This is a genomic window from Pseudomonas sp. Pseusp16, assembly GCF_047324915.1.
Taxonomy (GTDB): domain Bacteria; phylum Pseudomonadota; class Gammaproteobacteria; order Pseudomonadales; family Pseudomonadaceae; genus Aquipseudomonas; species Aquipseudomonas fluorescens_CD.
Genome location: NZ_CP168522.1, coordinates 4,448,315 through 4,464,384 on the forward strand (window position 1 = coordinate 4,448,315; position 16,070 = coordinate 4,464,384).

Here is a 16,070-nt window from a genome sequence, read left to right on the forward strand (position 1 = left end):
CGAGCAAGCCCGCTCCCACATTTGATCTCTGGTGTTCACAAATGATGTGCACACAGCAGAACCAATGTGGGAGCGGGCTCGCTCGCGAAGGCGTCAGAACCTTCACCACGAAACTCCCGCCCTGCACACCCCCGCAACTGTCCGCTATCATCCCCCCAATTCCGATACGCGAGACCGTCATGCGCCGCTTGCTCTGCCTGTTGTTTTTAGTGTTTGCCCTGCCGGCCAGCGCCACTGGCTTGCTGGAGAATCGCCCCAGTTCGACCCTGGGCTCGATCAACAACAGCGCCGACTTCCTGCCAGTGCGTGAAGCCTTCCGGCTGAGCCTGGTAGAAAGCACGCCGCAATCGATCAAGCTGCGCTTCGTCGCCACTGAGGGTTATTACCTCTACCGCCACCGTTTTCAGTTTCGCGCAGATCCGGCCGAAGTCGTCCTCGGCGCCGCGAAACTGCCAGACGGCCAGAAAAAGCACGATGAATATTTCGGCGATGTCGAGGTCTATCACGGCATTCTCGACGTCGAGCTGCCGCGCACCGACCAGCGCGCCTTCACCCTGGCCGTGACCTATCAGGGTTGCGCCGACAAAGGCCTGTGCTATCCGCCGGAAACCGAGCGATTGAGCATCGACGGCAGCGGCGCTCCGGCGACGGCCTATCAGTGGAATTGGCGCGAACTGGCCTTGTTTTTTCTCGCCGGCCTTGGCCTGACGTTCACGCCGTGCGTGCTGCCCATGCTGCCGATCCTGTCCGGCGTGGTACTGCGCGGCCAGGTCGGCGGCTGGCGCGGTTTCAATCTGTCACTGGCCTATGTGCTGCCGATGGCCGCCTGCTTTGCCCTGCTCGGCGCGCTGATGGGCCTGTTCGGTGCCCAGCTCAATCTGCAGGCGCGGCTGCAATCGGCCTGGGTGCTGGTGCCTTTCGCGATGTTTTTTGCGCTGTTCGCGCTGGCGATGTTCGGCGTCTTCGAACTGAAACTGCCGCACGCGATCAGCAGTCGCCTGGACCGTATCGCCGGTCGCACCGAAGGCGGGTCACTGTGGGGCGCCGCGGTGTTGGGCGTGGTCTCCAGTTTGTTGGTTTCACCCTGTGTTTCGGCGCCATTGGCCGGCGCGCTGCTGTATATCAGCGCCAGTGGCGATGCGCTGGGCGGCGGCTTGAAGCTGTTCATGCTCGGCCTCGGCATGGGCGCACCGCTGTTGCTGGTGGCCACCGGTGGCGCAGCCTGGTTGCCGAAAAGCGGCCCGTGGCTGGTCTATGTGAAAAACGCAATTGGCGTGTTGTTGCTCGGGTTGGCCATCGGCCTGCTCAGCCGCGTCCTGCCGGGTCAGGTCACCTTGCTGCTGATCGGTTTGCTGGCGGGCGGCGTCGGCCTGTTCATGGGGGCACTGGAGTTCGTCTATAAACCACCGCGCAAACGCCTGGGCCAATTGCTCGGCATGTTCCTGCTGTTTTACGCACTGGCCTGCTGGTATGGCGCCTTCAGCGGCCAGACCGACCCGCTCAACCCGATTGGCCAGCCCCGTATCATTGACAACAGCGGACCTGTGCAAAACACCAGCAGCTGGCAAACCGTCAGCACGCCGGCCGACCTGGATCGCGCACTCGCCGACGCACGGTCATCCGGCACACCGCTGCTGCTCGACTGGTACGCCGACTGGTGCATCAGCTGCAAAGTCATCGAACATGAGGTGCTGAACGACCCGATCGTCGTCGAACGCCTCAAGGGTTACCGGCTGATCCGCTTCGACATCACCGCCAGCAACGCCGAACAACGCGCCCTGCTCGACCGTTACCAGTTGTTCGGCCCTCCGGCCCTGATGTTTTTCGGCAAGGACGGTGTCGAACGCGCCGATGTGCGGGTGATCGGCGAGATCAACGCCAAAGACTTCGCCGAACGTGTTACCAGGGCCAATGACCAAATTTAATCAAGCAGTCATATATTTCGCGCAAACATCGGTCATCGTGCCGGCTATTGCAGAGAACTGGACAGTCACAAAGGCTTTGCGGCATAGTCGCCGGGTTCTGACAATTGCTCACGGATAACAAAGGAACCGCCGATGGCGACACTACTCGTATTGCACGGACCCAACCTGAACCTGCTCGGCACTCGCGAACCGGGTACCTACGGCGCCACGACGCTGGCGCAGATCAACCAGGACCTGGAACGCCGTGCCCGCGAAGCCGGTCACCATTTGCTGCACCTGCAAAGCAATGCCGAGTACGAATTGATCGACCGTATTCACGCCGCCCGCGGCGAAGGCGTGGACTTCATTTTGATCAATCCGGCAGCTTTTACACATACAAGTGTCGCATTACGTGACGCGCTGCTGGCGGTGAGCATCCCATTCATCGAAGTGCATTTGTCTAACGTGCACAAACGCGAACCTTTCCGCCATCACTCTTACTTCTCCGACGTAGCGGTGGGAGTGATCTGCGGCCTTGGCGCCAGCGGTTACCGACTGGCCCTGGAGGCCGCCCTGGAACAGCTTGAACAACAAGTTAACCGCCCCTGACCGACCCTTGGGAGTTGATGATTCATGGATATCCGTAAAGTTAAGAAACTGATCGAACTGCTGGAAGAGTCCGGCATCGACGAGCTCGAGATCAAGGAAGGCGAAGAGTCCGTACGCATCAGCCGTCATAGCAAGACTCCGGCTCAGCAGTACTACGCGCCGGCACCAATGCCTGCTCCGGTTGCCGCGCCTGCCGCTGCCGCCGCTCCGGCTGCTGCACCTGCTGCCGCCGCCGCTCCAGCACTGAACGGTGCCGTTGCCCGTTCGCCGATGGTCGGTACTTTCTATCGCAAGTCTTCGCCAACCTCGCCGTCCTTCGTGGAAGTCGGCCAGACCGTGAAGAAAGGCGACACCCTGTGCATCGTTGAAGCCATGAAGATGATGAACCACATCGAAGCTGAAACCAGCGGTGTGATCGAATCCATCCTCGTCGAAGACGGCCAGCCGGTTGAGTACGACCAACCGCTGTTCACCATCGTTTGAACCGCGGAGAGCCTTTGATGACTGCGAAGTTGGAAAAAGTTCTGATCGCCAACCGCGGTGAGATCGCCCTGCGGATCCTGCGCGCCTGCAAAGAGATGGGCATCAAGACCGTCGCCGTTTACTCCAAGGCTGACAAGGAACTGATGCACCTGGGCCTGGCGGACGAATCCGTCTGCATCGGTCCGGCATCGGCCGCCCACTCCTACCTGCACATTCCGGCAATCATTGCCGCAGCCGAAGTGACTGGCGCCACCGCCATTCACCCGGGCTACGGCTTCCTTGCGGAAAACGCCGACTTCGCCGAGCAGGTCGAGAAATCCGGCTTCGCGTTCATTGGCCCGAAAGCTGAAACCATTCGCCTGATGGGCGACAAGGTATCGGCCAAGCACGCCATGATCGCCGCCGGCGTACCGACTGTTCCGGGCTCTGACGGCCCGTTGCCGGAAGACGAAGAAACCGCTCTGCGCATCGGTCGCGAAGTCGGCTACCCGGTGATCATCAAGGCCGCTGGCGGCGGCGGTGGTCGCGGCATGCGCGTTGTGCATAAAGAAGAAGACCTGATTTCCTCGGCCAAACTGACCCGCTCCGAAGCAGGCGCGGCGTTCGGTAACCCGATGGTCTATCTGGAAAAATTCCTGACCAACCCACGTCACGTGGAAGTCCAGGTTCTTTCCGATGGTCAGGGTCACGCTATCCATCTGGGCGACCGCGACTGCTCGTTGCAACGTCGCCACCAGAAAGTTCTCGAAGAAGCGCCGGCACCGGGCATCGACGAGAACGCGCGCGAGGAAGTCCTCGCCCGCTGCGTCAGGGCGTGCATCGACATCGGTTACCGTGGCGCAGGTACTTTCGAGTTCCTGTACGAGAACGGTCGCTTCTACTTCATCGAGATGAACACTCGTGTCCAGGTAGAGCACCCGGTATCGGAAATGGTCACCGGCATAGACATCGTCAAGGAGATGCTCAGCATCGCCGCCGGCAACAAGCTGTCGTTCACCCAGGATGACGTCGTCATCCGCGGTCACGCACTGGAATGCCGGATCAACGCCGAGGACCCGAAAACCTTCATGCCGAGCCCGGGCACGGTCAAGCATTTCCACGCTCCAGGCGGCAACGGCGTTCGCGTCGATTCGCACCTGTACAGTGGCTATGCCGTTCCGCCGAACTACGACTCGTTGATCGGCAAGCTGATCACCTACGGCGCAACCCGTGACGAAGCCATGGCGCGCATGCGCAATGCGCTGGACGAAATCGTGGTCGACGGGATCAAGACCAACATCCCGCTGCACCGCGACCTGACCCGCGATGAAGGCTTCTGCAAAGGGGGCGTGAATATTCACTACCTCGAGCACAAGCTGGCTGGCGAGAAGCACTAAGCTTCGAACCCATCAACAAAGCCGCCTTTGGGCGGCTTTGTTGTATCTGGACGCTCCATCAGATAGGTGACTTTGCACATTCCCTGTGGGAGCGGGCTTGCCCGCGAAGGCGTCTGCACACCCAACATCAATGTAGCAGGCAGTCCGCTTTCGCGAGCAAGCCCGCTCCCACAGGTACAGTGGACTCCCACAAACCCTCCGCGCTCGCGTAAACTTGCGCGCTTCTCGCAGCCCGCTAGGCTGCAATCAACATTTTTCAAAGGTGCCCGCCATGCCTTGGCTGCAAGTACGTCTCGCCATCAGCCCAGAACAAGCCGAAACCTATGAAGACGCTTTCCTTGAAGTGGGCGCCGTGTCGGTGACCTTCATGGACGCCGAAGATCAGCCGATCTTCGAGCCGGAACTCAACACCACGCCGCTGTGGTCGCACACGCACCTGCTGGCCCTGTTCGAAGGCGGTACCGAGCCCGGCCCGGTACTGGCCCATCTGGAGCTGCTGACCGGCAGCCCGCTGCCTGAACACCACAGCGAAGTGATCGAAGACCAGGACTGGGAACGCAGCTGGATGGACAATTTCCAGCCAATGCGTTTCGGCCAGCGCCTGTGGATCGTGCCGAGCTGGCACGCCGCGCCGGAGCCTGATGCAGTGAATCTGCTGCTGGACCCAGGCCTGGCATTCGGCACCGGTACCCACCCGACTACCGCACTGTGCCTGGAATGGCTCGACGGTCAGGACCTGAAGGACTGCAACGTGCTGGACTTCGGCTGCGGCTCGGGGATTCTGGCGATTGCCGCCCTGTTGCTGGGCGCAAAACAAGCCGTCGGTACCGATATCGACGTGCAGGCCCTGGAAGCCTCCCGCGACAACGCCGGACGCAACAACATTGCCGAAGAGCTGTTCCCACTGTACCTGCCGCAAGACCTGCCGCAGGTTCAAGCCGATGTACTGGTCGCCAACATTCTCGCCGGCCCGCTGGTTTCCCTGGCACCGCAGTTGTCCGGCCTGGTCAAGCCGGGCGGTCGCCTGGCGCTGTCGGGCATCCTCGCCGAACAGGGCGACGAAGTCGCTGCCGCCTACGCCGAGGACTTCGATCTGGATCCGATCGCCAATCGCGATGGCTGGGTGCGCATCACTGGCCGTCGGCGCTAGAATGACCGCCTGCATAATCCGGATCGCCGCATGACCGATAGCTTCGTCACCCAGTGCCCGCATTGCCAAACCAGCTTCCGCGTCAGCCATGCCCAGTTGAGCGTGGCGCGTGGCGTGGTTCGTTGCGGCTCCTGCCTGCAGGTGTTCAATGCCGCCAGGCAGTTGCTTGAACAGGCGGGCAAGGAATCACCGGTAGCGACGCCGATTCCGCCTGTGCAGCCTGCGCAGCCCCTCGAACCATCGCCGCCGCGCGCCATCAGCCAAAAGCAATGGAGCGCGACCGAACTGGACCTGGACAGCCTCGACCTCGACGAAGAACTCGCCCGGCTCGAACAGCGGGAGATCCAGCCGGCCACCGAACTCGGTCGCCATCGCGACGACTCGCTGAGCGCCCGTCGCGACAGCACCGGGCAGGATGACGAAGAGCCGTGGTCCGACAGCCTGTTCAGTGAGTCGGCCGCCGATCGTGCGCAAGCCGACGAACCGCTCGACAGCCTTGAAACGCCAGAGCCCACGGTCGAACCGGGCAAAGCCTCACGTACCGAACCTTCGCTGTCCCTGGAACCGGTTGATCTGGACGACGAGCCGCAGCCGCCCCAGCTGCGATTGCACGACCCTCTCGATGCACCGCTGAACCACGAACGCCTGTCGGCCACCGACGAAAACGGAATCGACGACAACCTGCCCTCGATCGAACCGCTGCGCAAACGACGCGAGCGTAGCGAGCCGGGCGTGCGCGCTGAAGTGCTGCAAGACCTGACCGACGATCCGCTGCAACTGGATTGGCAAAAACGCCGCTCGCCCTGGGGCCGACGACTGCTGTGGTCGCTGCTGGTGCTGATTGCCGCTGGCGCCCTCGCCGGCCAGTACATCGCCTACCATTTCGACGAACTGGCGCGACAGGATCAATATCGTCCGTGGTTCCAGCAACTTTGCCCGCAAATCGGCTGCATCGTGCCCTCCAAAGTCGACATCGCGAAAATCAAAAGCAGCAACCTGGTGGTGCGCAGCCATCCCGAGTTCAATGGCGCTCTGGTGGTCGATGCGATCATCTATAACCGCGCGCCCTTCTCCCAGCCCTTCCCGCTGCTGGAACTGCGCTTCGCCGACCTCAATGGCCACCTGATCGCCAGCCGCCGCTTCAAACCCGGCGAGTACCTCAATGGCGATCTCGAAGGCATGGCGGAAATGCCACCGCAAACGCCGATCCACATCGCCCTGGACATTCTCGACCCCGGCGCCAAAGCCGTGAACTACAGTTTGAGCTTTCACTCTCCGGAGTGAAACGCCTCATCGACCTAGGATTGATGTCGGCTTTTTGACTCCACCCGGCAAACCAAACCACGGGTAATAACAGAATAACTGTTCAGATTTTGTTCAATTCAGCCTTTATCCAGTCATCGAGAGCGGGTATCATGCCAACCCTTTTTCGAACTCCCATGATCCGGCCCCACAACAGGGAAGTCCTATGTCGGCGGTACGCATCGGCCCATACACATTACATAACAGCTTGATTCTCGCCCCCATGGCGGGCGTCACCGACCAGCCCTTTCGTCAGCTGTGCAAGCGCCTGGGCGCGGGACTGGTTGTCTCGGAAATGGTCACCAGCGACATGAGCTTGTGGAACACCCGCAAGTCGCGCATGCGCATGATCCATGAAGGTGATCCCGAGCCACGCTCGGTACAGATCGCCGGTGGGGACGCGCAAATGCTGGCGGACGCCGCCCGTGCCAACGTTGAAATGGGCGCGCAGATTATTGATATCAACATGGGCTGTCCGGCAAAAAAAGTCTGCAACAAGGCTGCCGGTTCCGCACTGTTGAAGGATGAGCCCTTGGTAACCGAGATCCTGCAGGCTGTCGTGGCCGCGGTCGATGTGCCGGTTACCCTGAAGATCCGGACCGGTTGGGACCGGGACAACAAGAACGGCCTGACGGTGGCGAAAATCGCCGAGCAGGCAGGCATTACGGCGCTGGCAGTGCATGGCCGCACCCGTGCCGACCTGTACACCGGTGAAGCCGAGTACGACACCATTGCCGCGATCAAGCAGGCGGTGTCGATTCCGGTCTTCGCCAACGGCGATATCGACTCGCCGGAAAAAGCCCGGTACGTGCTCGACGCGACCGGTGCCGATGGCCTGCTGATTGGCCGGGCCGCCCAGGGGCGGCCGTGGATTTTTCGCGAGATCGACCATTTCCTGCGTACCGGCGAGAAGCTCCCGGCGCTGGAGCTGATCGAGTTGGAACGCATTCTGCTAGAGCATCTGGCCGCCCTGCACGCCTTCTATGGCGATGTCATGGGTGTGCGCATTGCTCGAAAGCATGTGGGCTGGTATCTCGCAACCCTGCCGGGCGCCAGGGAGTTTCGTGCCCACTTCAATCGTTTGGATGGTACGGATGCACAATGCGCCAACGTTCAGGCGTTTTTCGCCGAACGTTACAAGAGCCTGACAGGGGACGGAGAGTGGGTGGCCGCATGACGATGATGACCGAGACTTTAGTGAGTGGAACAACACCCGTGAGCGACAACGTGAATTTGAAACAGCACCTCAATACACCGAGCGAAGAGGGCCAGACCCTTCGCGGGAGTGTCGAGAAGGCGCTGCACAATTATTTCGCCCACCTTGAGGGCGCTGCCGTCACGGATGTGTACAACCTGGTGCTCTCCGAAGTCGAGGCTCCCCTGCTCGAGTGCGTGATGAACTACGTCAAGGGCAACCAGACCAAGGCCAGCGAGCTGCTCGGACTGAACCGGGGCACGCTGCGCAAGAAACTCAAGCAGTACGATTTGCTGTAAGCATTCAATCAAACCAGAAAGGCGCCCGCGTAAAACCGGTCGCCTTTTTTGCTGACTTCCTTTGCTTTTGATGGAAATTGAGATGACCGACCAGACTACCCGCCTGCCGATCCGCCGCGCCCTGATCAGCGTTTCCGACAAGACCGGGATCCTCGAATTCGCCAAGGAGCTTGAAGCCCTGGGCGTCGAGATCCTCTCCACCGGCGGAACGTTCAAGCTGCTGCAGGACAACGGCGTTGCCGCAGTGGAAGTCGCTGATTACACCGGTTTTGCCGAGATGATGGACGGCCGGGTGAAGACCCTGCACCCGAAAATCCACGGCGGGATCCTCGGTCGTCGCGGTATCGACGACGCCATCATGAACGAGCACGGCATCAAGCCGATCGATCTGGTAGCGGTCAACCTGTACCCGTTCGAAGCCACCATCAACAAGCCTGGCTGCGACCTGCCGACCGCCATCGAGAACATCGACATCGGCGGCCCGACCATGGTCCGTTCAGCGGCCAAGAACCACAAGGACGTGGCCATCGTGGTCAACGCCAGCGATTACGCCAGCGTCCTGGAAAACCTCAAGGCCGGCGGCCTGACCTACGCCCAGCGTTTCGACCTGATGCTCAAGGCCTTCGAGCACACCGCCGCCTACGACGGCATGATCGCCAACTACATGGGCACCGTGAACCAGGCTGCCGACACCCTGAGCACCGAAGGTCGCAGCGAGTTCCCGCGCACCTTCAACAGCCAGTTCATCAAGGCCCAGGAAATGCGCTACGGCGAGAACCCGCACCAGAGCGCGGCGTTCTATGTTGAAGCCAAGCCCGCCGAAGTCGGCATCGCCACCGCGACCCAACTGCAAGGCAAGGAACTGTCGTACAACAACGTGGCCGACACCGACGCCGCGCTGGAATGCGTGAAGAGCTTCGTCAAGCCGGCTTGCGTGATCGTCAAGCACGCCAACCCGTGCGGCGTGGCTGTCAGCCCGGACGCCGAAGGCGGCATCCGCAAGGCCTACGACCTGGCCTACGCCACCGACACCGAATCCGCCTTCGGCGGCATCATCGCCTTCAACCGCGAACTGGATGCCGAGACCGCCAAGGCCATCGTCGAGCGTCAGTTCGTCGAAGTGATCATCGCCCCGAGCGTCAGCGCAGAAGCCCGCGCCATTGTCGCCGCCAAAGCCAACGTACGCCTGCTGGCCTGCGGCGAGTGGTCGGCTGACCGCGCCGCGGCCTGGGACTACAAGCGCGTCAACGGTGGCCTGCTGGTACAAAGCCGTGACATCGGCATGATCGGCGCCGATGACCTCAAGGTCGTGACAAAACGCGCACCGACCGAACAGGAAATCCACGACCTGATCTTCGCCTGGAAAGTCGCCAAGTACGTGAAGTCCAACGCCATTGTCTACGCCAAGAACCGCCAGACCATCGGTGTCGGCGCCGGCCAGATGAGCCGCGTGAACTCCGCGCGTATTGCTGCAATCAAGGCTGAGCATGCTGGTTTGCAGGTTCAAGGTGCGGTCATGGCGTCCGACGCCTTCTTCCCGTTCCGCGATGGCATCGACAATGCGGCCAAGGCCGGTATCACTGCGGTGATCCAGCCAGGCGGCTCGATGCGTGACAATGAAGTGATTGCAGCCGCTGACGAAGCTGGCATTGCAATGGTATTCACCGGCATGCGCCACTTCCGTCACTAATAGAACGGCTTCCCCTGTAGGAGCGAGCTTGCTCGCGATGAACGATAAGACGCCGCGTTGATTCAGACACCCAGCGTTATCGTTAACCACCATCGCGAGCAAGCTCGCTCCTACAGTTCCCAGATTTGCGTCATCCGAGGTTTTTGAAATGAATGTTTTGATCATTGGCAGCGGTGGCCGTGAACACGCCCTGGCCTGGAAAGTGGCTCAGGATCCGCGCGTGCAGAAGGTGTTCGTGGCTCCGGGCAACGCCGGTACCGCCATCGAAGCCAAGTGCGAGAACGTCGCCATCGGCGTACTGGCACTTGAGCAACTGGCAGACTTTGCCGAGAAAAACGTTTCCCTGACCATCGTCGGCCCTGAAGTGCCGCTGGTTGCCGGTGTTGTGGATCTGTTCCGCAGCCGCGGTCTCGACTGCTTCGGCCCGACGGCTGGTGCTGCGCAGCTGGAAGGTTCGAAAGCCTTCACCAAGGATTTCCTGGCTCGTCACAAGATCCCGACTGCCGACTACCAGAATTTCACCGAAATCGAGCCGGCCCTCGCTTACCTGCGTGAAAAAGGCGCTCCGATCGTGATCAAGGCCGACGGTCTGGCCGCCGGTAAAGGCGTGATCGTCGCCATGACCCTGGCCGAAGCCGAAGACGCCGTGCGCGACATGCTGGCGGGCAATGCCTTTGGCGATGCGGGTTCGCGCGTGGTCATCGAAGAGTTCCTGGACGGCGAAGAAGCCAGCTTCATCGTCATGGTCGACGGCAAGAACGTGCTGCCGATGGCCACCAGCCAGGACCACAAACGCGTCGGCGACGGCGACACCGGTCCAAACACCGGCGGCATGGGTGCTTACTCCCCGGCGCCAGTGGTCACCGCCGACGTGCACAAGCGCGTCATGGACCTGGTGATCTGGCCGACCGTGCGCGGCATGGCCGAGGAAGGCAACGTCTACACTGGCTTCCTGTACGCCGGTCTGATGATCGACAAGGCTGGTAACCCAAAAGTCATCGAATTCAACTGCCGTTTCGGTGACCCTGAGACCCAACCGGTGATGCTGCGTCTGCAGTCGAGCCTGGTGCTGCTGGTCGAAGCCGCCCTGGCCAAGGCGCTGGATAAAGTTGAAGCGCAATGGGATCCACGCCCGAGCGTCGGCATCGTCCTGGCCGCTGGCGGCTATCCTGGTGACTACGCCAAAGGCGCAGCCATCAAGGGGCTGGAAGCAGCCTCCGCACTGGAAGGCAAGGTTTTCCACGCCGGCACTGCGCTCAAGGATGGTCAGGTAGTGACGGCCGGTGGTCGTGTATTGTGCGCCACAGCCATGGGTGCCAGCGTCGACGCCGCACAGCAGCAGGCCTACAGGCTGGCGGCAGCGATTGACTGGGAAGGCTGTTTCTATCGCAAGGACATTGGCTACCGCGCCATTGCCCGCGAGCGTGGCGAAAATCAGGAATAAGGTAAACACCGCGCCAGGCAATGAACACGGTTTATTGCCTGGCTATTCCGGCGCCGCGCATCGTTATATTCTGGCATCAACCTAACGAAGGGATTTCGCCGTGCGCTGGCTCAGGATTGCCATAAGCTTGACCGTCACTTTGCTGACCTTGCTCTGCATGCTACCGGCCCAGGCCACGCAAGGCAGTGGCTGGGCGGTATTGCTCGACGAACAGGGCGACCTGCAACTGAGCGACATCCGTTCCGCACGCTACACCAATCAATTCAGCCCTATCGAACCCGACCGCATAACCGCGGCCGAACCCGATGGTGCGTTATGGTTGCGATTCAGGCTGGCACCGGGCAAACACGAACAATTGCTGCGGATGTTTGCGCCTGACCTGCGTCAGTTCAACATGTACGTACTGGACGGCGACAAGCTGATCGATCAATCCAGCACGGGCAACGAACAGCACCAATCCGAGCGGCCATTGCCCAGCAGCGACTTCATGCTCGCCCTGCCGCAAAGCGACAACCCCCTCGATGTATACGTGCGACTGGCCTCTGACCACCAGTTACGGCCCTATATCACCCTGCAATCGGCGATCACCGCGGCTGCCAACCAGAACCAGACGCTGATCTATGGCCTGCTGTTCGGTTGCATGGCCATGTTGATCCTGCACAATCTCATCCGCTACGCCTACACCCGCTCGCGCAGTGCCCTCTGGCTGGCGGCGTGCGAAGGGTTGTTGATGCTCAGCCTGCTGCTGTTGCTGAACCTTGCCAGCCCCTGGCTACCGGACTGGCATGCACTGCAAACGCCGGGGGCTTACCTGGCACTGCTACTGACTGCGCCTTGCGGCCTGATGCTTGCCCATCGCTTTTTCTCCCCGCTCGGGCCGCACCCGCTGAATCGGTTGCTGCTCGGCGAGGTCCTGCTCATCACCGCCTGCGGCCTGATGCTGTTGTTCGTCAATACCTTGCCGCTGAACTTCATTACCTACGGCCTGGTAGCCCTGGCAGGCCTGAGCATGCTGTTCATCAGCGCCTACCACTGGCAAAAAGGTTATCGCCCGGCTCGCCTCTTCGTGGCGGCCATGGTGGTGTTCAATCTCGGGACACTGGTCATCCTGCCCGCCCTGTTGGGGCTGACCCTGATCGAACCCCATGGCCTGATCACCACATTGCTGGTGTTCATCTGTATCAGCGGCCTGCTGATGAGCATCGCGTTGAGCGAGCGCCAGCGCCGCATCACCGAAGACCGTTTCAGCATCAGTCGCGACCTGGCGGCCAGCAACGCCGAGATCAACGCCAAGGCCGAGTTCCTGGCGAAGATCAGCCATGAGATCCGCACCCCGATGAACGGCGTCCTCGGCATGACCGAGCTGCTGCTGGGCACACCGCTTTCGGTCAAGCAACGCGACTATGTGCAGACGATCCACAGCGCCGGCAACGAGCTGCTGACACTGATCAACGAAATTCTCGACATATCCAAACTCGAGTCCGGGCAGATCGAGCTGGACGATGTGCAGTTCGACCTCAACGCACTGATCGAAGACTGCCTGAGCATCTTTCGCGCCAAGGCCGAGCAGCAAAACGTCGAGTTGATCAGCTTCATCCAGCCGCAAGTGCCGCGGGTGATCAGCGGTGACCCGACGCGCCTGCGCCAGACCCTGTTGAGCCTGCTGGAAAACGCCCTGAAGAAAACCGACGAAGGTGAAATCCTGATCGTCGTGGCGCTCGACGAGCGCAGCGCCAAACCTCGCCTGCGTATTGCGGTGCAGGACAGCGGCGAGCCCATGGACGCCGAAGAACGCGACGCCCTGATGCACGCCGAACTGCACAGCCGGCATTTCCTTTCGGCCACCCACCTGGGTGGCAACCTGGGCCTGGTGATCGCCCGGCAGTTGATTCGCTTGATGCAAGGGGAATTCGGAATCAAGAGTGGCAGCAACCAGGGCAGCACCCTGTGGCTGACCTTGCCGCTGGACCCGGATCGCCTCGAACACCCGACCTCAGACCTCGACGGCCCGCTGCAGGGTGCACGGGTATTGGTGGTGGACGATAACGACACCTGTCGCAAGGTGCTGGTGCAGCAATGCAGCGCCTGGGGCCTGAATGTCAGCGCCGCACCTTCCGGCAAGGAAGCGCTGGCACTGCTGCGCACCAAGGCTCATTTGCGCGATTACTTCGATGTGGTCCTGCTGGACCAGAACATGCCCGGCATGACCGGCATGCAACTGGCGGCCAAGATCAAGGAAGACCCGAGCCTGAACCATGACATCCTGCTGATCATGCTCACCGGCATCAGCAATGCGCCGAGCAAGATCATTGCGCGCAACTCCGGGATCAAGCGCATCCTCGCCAAACCGGTGGCCGGCTACACCCTCAAGACCACCCTGGCCGACGAGCTGACCCAACGCAACAAAGGCCTGGTCGTCTCGCAACCACTGCCAAGCGGCCCTGCCCTGCCGATCAAGGTCCCCAGCGACTTCCGCATTCTGGTGGCCGAAGACAACAGCATCTCGACCAAGGTGATCCGCGGCATGCTGAGCAAGCTCAATCTGCAACCGGACACCGCCTGCAACGGTGAAGAAGCCTTGCAGGCAATGAAAGCCCAGCGCTACGACCTGGTCCTGATGGACTGCGAAATGCCAGTCCTCGACGGCTTCTCGGCCACCCAGCAATTGCGTGCCTGGGAAGTCGGCAACCAGCGGGTCCGTACCCCCGTGGTGGCATTGACCGCCCATATCCTGGCCGAACACAAAGAGCGCGCGCGCCAGGCCGGCATGGACGGACACATGGCCAAACCGGTCGAACTGTCACAGCTGCGAGAATTGATCGAGCATTGGGTCGCCCAGCGTGACCAGCAGAATCGCGCAACGACCCAAACGTCCTGAGCCGACAGACTGCGCAACCCCTGATAGACTCCCCCTCGACTTCCCTCGCCAGTGAGCCCGGCACCATGCTCCATGTGTTGTTCAGCGTTTACTTGAAGATGCTGGTGCTCTACAGCCCATTCTTCGTATTGTCCTGCTTCATCAGCCTGACCCGTGGTTATTCGCGCAAGGAGCAGCGTCGGCTGGCCTGGAAAGTGGCGGTCGCCACACTGGTCTCCAGCGTGCTGTTGTACTTGTTCGGCCGAGTGATTTTCAGCGTTTTCGGTATTACCGTGGATGCATTCCGCATTGGCGCAGGCAGCGTCCTGTTCATCTCGGCACTCGGGATGGCACAAGGTAAATCGGCGGTGCAGACCGACAACGTGCAGCAGGATGTGACCATCGTCCCGCTGACCATTCCGCTGACCGTCGGCCCCGGCACCATCGGTGCCTTGCTGGTGATGGGCGTGAGCCAGCCGCACTGGGACGACAAGCTCACCGCCATTGTCAGTATTGCCTTGGCCAGCTTCACCGTGGGGGTGGTGCTTTATCTGTCGAGCCGCATCGAACGCATACTCGGCGATCAGGGCTTGCAGATTGTCAGCCGGCTGATGGGGCTGTTCGTCTGCGCACTGGCGGCGCAAATCATTTTTACCGGGGTGAAGGGGTACCTGGTACCTTGAACACAAAGCGCTCCGTTTCTGGCAAGTCGTGGGGCTAGTGGACTCGAAACATCCGTGTGCCTCACCACTGCACGATGCCTGCATCGCAATCCCTGCAACACCCAATGATGCAAACCGGGTAACCCTTCCCCCTCTACATCCTTATATGTTTCAAACAGGCCAGAGACAATCAGCCTCTGACCCTGGCTTAATTGAGTTCACTGCCTGCGTCGCGGAAATCTTTTAGCCAACACTTCTTTGCGATTCTGCGCCAGGATAAATTCGACATCATTTTTTACTTCAGCGTAAGCAGAAGGATTAAAGGCAAGAAAGTTGGAGCCCTGGTAAATATCGAGACCTGCAATTTTCAAATCCAAAAACAAAACCCCACCACCCACTTGGTCTCCAACATGATTAACAGATGAAAACGAAACTATGACCAATCCGTTCCTGGTTTGCTCGCAAGGCAGCAAGGCCAGTTTCACACCCTTGGCCCTGGTAACTTCATAGTTGAAAACCTTGATGGTTTCAGGCTCTTTTTCCAATGCTGACAATGTGCTGTCTGCGATGGCACTTAGCACGGTTGCACCTGGAATGGCCGCTTTTGCCGCTTCAACGCCCGCCTGGACAATAGTGGTGACGACATTTTTCATTGTCCCGCTGCCAGCCCTCCTCTTGTATTCGATACTCGCGTTGATGGGGACAGAACAGCCCATATCCTCCATACACTGGAGAAAAGCCCGGTGCCAGGCGGCAGGGCTATGACTATCTTTAGTCTCGCGATCGGCCTCCAGCTTCGAAAACTTTATGAGGTTTTCGATAATTGTCATATTCTCAAGCGAAATATTATCGCCATAACCAATAAGTGCATTACCCAAAACCAAAGCATCCAAAGCCTTGGTAGGACTCGAATCGTCCAACGCCTTGGGTGAACTTGAGGCAGTGGTCGACATTAATGCTCTGGCACGAGCTACACTGTTCAACAATGCCTTTGACCTGGCAAGACGCGCCTTCCCAATATCAGTGCATTGTCTGTGAGTTATAAAATCTTCTACAACTTCCATATCGGACAGTTCCTTTTAAGTTCGCTTAAGTCTCC

Annotated in this window: 13 protein-coding genes; 12 read left to right on the forward strand and 1 reads right to left on the reverse strand. The window is 60.2% G+C overall.

What is annotated here, in order from left to right; all coding sequences use genetic code 11:
• Positions 1-179: 179 nt before the first annotated feature.
• The 12 genes from ACEN8Q_RS20245 (at position 180) to ACEN8Q_RS20300 (ending at position 14,992) form a co-directional block, all read left to right on the forward strand.
• Positions 180-1,925, forward strand: a complete 1,746-nt coding sequence (locus ACEN8Q_RS20245; protein ID WP_413703643.1) for a protein-disulfide reductase DsbD — start codon at positions 180-182, stop codon at positions 1,923-1,925.
• A 132-nt stretch (positions 1,926-2,057) separates the two neighbouring features.
• Positions 2,058-2,513, forward strand: coding sequence for a type II 3-dehydroquinate dehydratase (gene aroQ / locus ACEN8Q_RS20250; protein ID WP_413427396.1), 456 nt, complete (start codon positions 2,058-2,060; stop codon positions 2,511-2,513).
• A 24-nt stretch (positions 2,514-2,537) separates the two neighbouring features.
• Positions 2,538-2,996: an acetyl-CoA carboxylase biotin carboxyl carrier protein gene (gene accB / locus ACEN8Q_RS20255; RefSeq protein WP_413427395.1), complete on the forward strand. Its 459-nt coding sequence runs from the start codon at positions 2,538-2,540 to the stop codon at positions 2,994-2,996.
• Positions 2,997-3,013: 17 nt separating this feature from the next.
• Positions 3,014-4,372: an acetyl-CoA carboxylase biotin carboxylase subunit gene (gene accC, locus ACEN8Q_RS20260; RefSeq protein WP_223462769.1), complete on the forward strand. Its 1,359-nt coding sequence runs from the start codon at positions 3,014-3,016 to the stop codon at positions 4,370-4,372.
• A 271-nt stretch (positions 4,373-4,643) separates the two neighbouring features.
• Positions 4,644-5,522: a 50S ribosomal protein L11 methyltransferase gene (gene prmA, locus ACEN8Q_RS20265; RefSeq protein WP_413427394.1), complete on the forward strand. Its 879-nt coding sequence runs from the start codon at positions 4,644-4,646 to the stop codon at positions 5,520-5,522.
• A 30-nt stretch (positions 5,523-5,552) separates the two neighbouring features.
• Entirely contained in the window at positions 5,553-6,806 is a 1,254-nt protein-coding gene (locus ACEN8Q_RS20270) for a DUF3426 domain-containing protein (RefSeq protein WP_413427393.1), read from the forward strand.
• Between the two features lie 184 nt (positions 6,807-6,990).
• Positions 6,991-8,001 (forward strand): tRNA dihydrouridine synthase DusB, encoded by a 1,011-nt coding sequence (dusB, locus tag ACEN8Q_RS20275; RefSeq protein ID WP_413703644.1) that lies wholly within the window; start codon positions 6,991-6,993, stop codon positions 7,999-8,001.
• Positions 7,998-8,318: a DNA-binding transcriptional regulator Fis gene (gene fis / locus ACEN8Q_RS20280; RefSeq protein WP_007907419.1), complete on the forward strand. Its 321-nt coding sequence runs from the start codon at positions 7,998-8,000 to the stop codon at positions 8,316-8,318. The genes dusB and fis overlap by 4 nt, the downstream gene beginning before the upstream one ends.
• Positions 8,319-8,400: 82 nt before the next feature.
• Positions 8,401-10,008 (forward strand): bifunctional phosphoribosylaminoimidazolecarboxamide formyltransferase/IMP cyclohydrolase, encoded by a 1,608-nt coding sequence (gene purH / locus ACEN8Q_RS20285; protein WP_413703645.1) that lies wholly within the window; start codon positions 8,401-8,403, stop codon positions 10,006-10,008.
• A 148-nt stretch (positions 10,009-10,156) separates the two neighbouring features.
• Positions 10,157-11,452 (forward strand): phosphoribosylamine--glycine ligase, encoded by a 1,296-nt coding sequence (purD, locus tag ACEN8Q_RS20290; RefSeq protein ID WP_413703646.1) that lies wholly within the window; start codon positions 10,157-10,159, stop codon positions 11,450-11,452.
• 100 nt (positions 11,453-11,552) lie between these two features.
• Positions 11,553-14,330: a response regulator gene (locus ACEN8Q_RS20295; RefSeq protein WP_413703647.1), complete on the forward strand. Its 2,778-nt coding sequence runs from the start codon at positions 11,553-11,555 to the stop codon at positions 14,328-14,330.
• Positions 14,331-14,395: 65 nt separating this feature from the next.
• Entirely contained in the window at positions 14,396-14,992 is a 597-nt protein-coding gene (locus tag ACEN8Q_RS20300; RefSeq protein WP_111284385.1) for a MarC family protein, read from the forward strand.
• A gap of 197 nt (positions 14,993-15,189) precedes the next feature.
• Here the strand turns inward: ACEN8Q_RS20300 and ACEN8Q_RS20305 are convergent, their stop codons facing one another.
• Positions 15,190-16,035 (reverse strand): hypothetical protein, encoded by an 846-nt coding sequence (locus ACEN8Q_RS20305; protein WP_413425516.1) that lies wholly within the window; start codon positions 16,033-16,035, stop codon positions 15,190-15,192.
• Between the last annotated feature and the right edge of the window lie 35 nt (positions 16,036-16,070).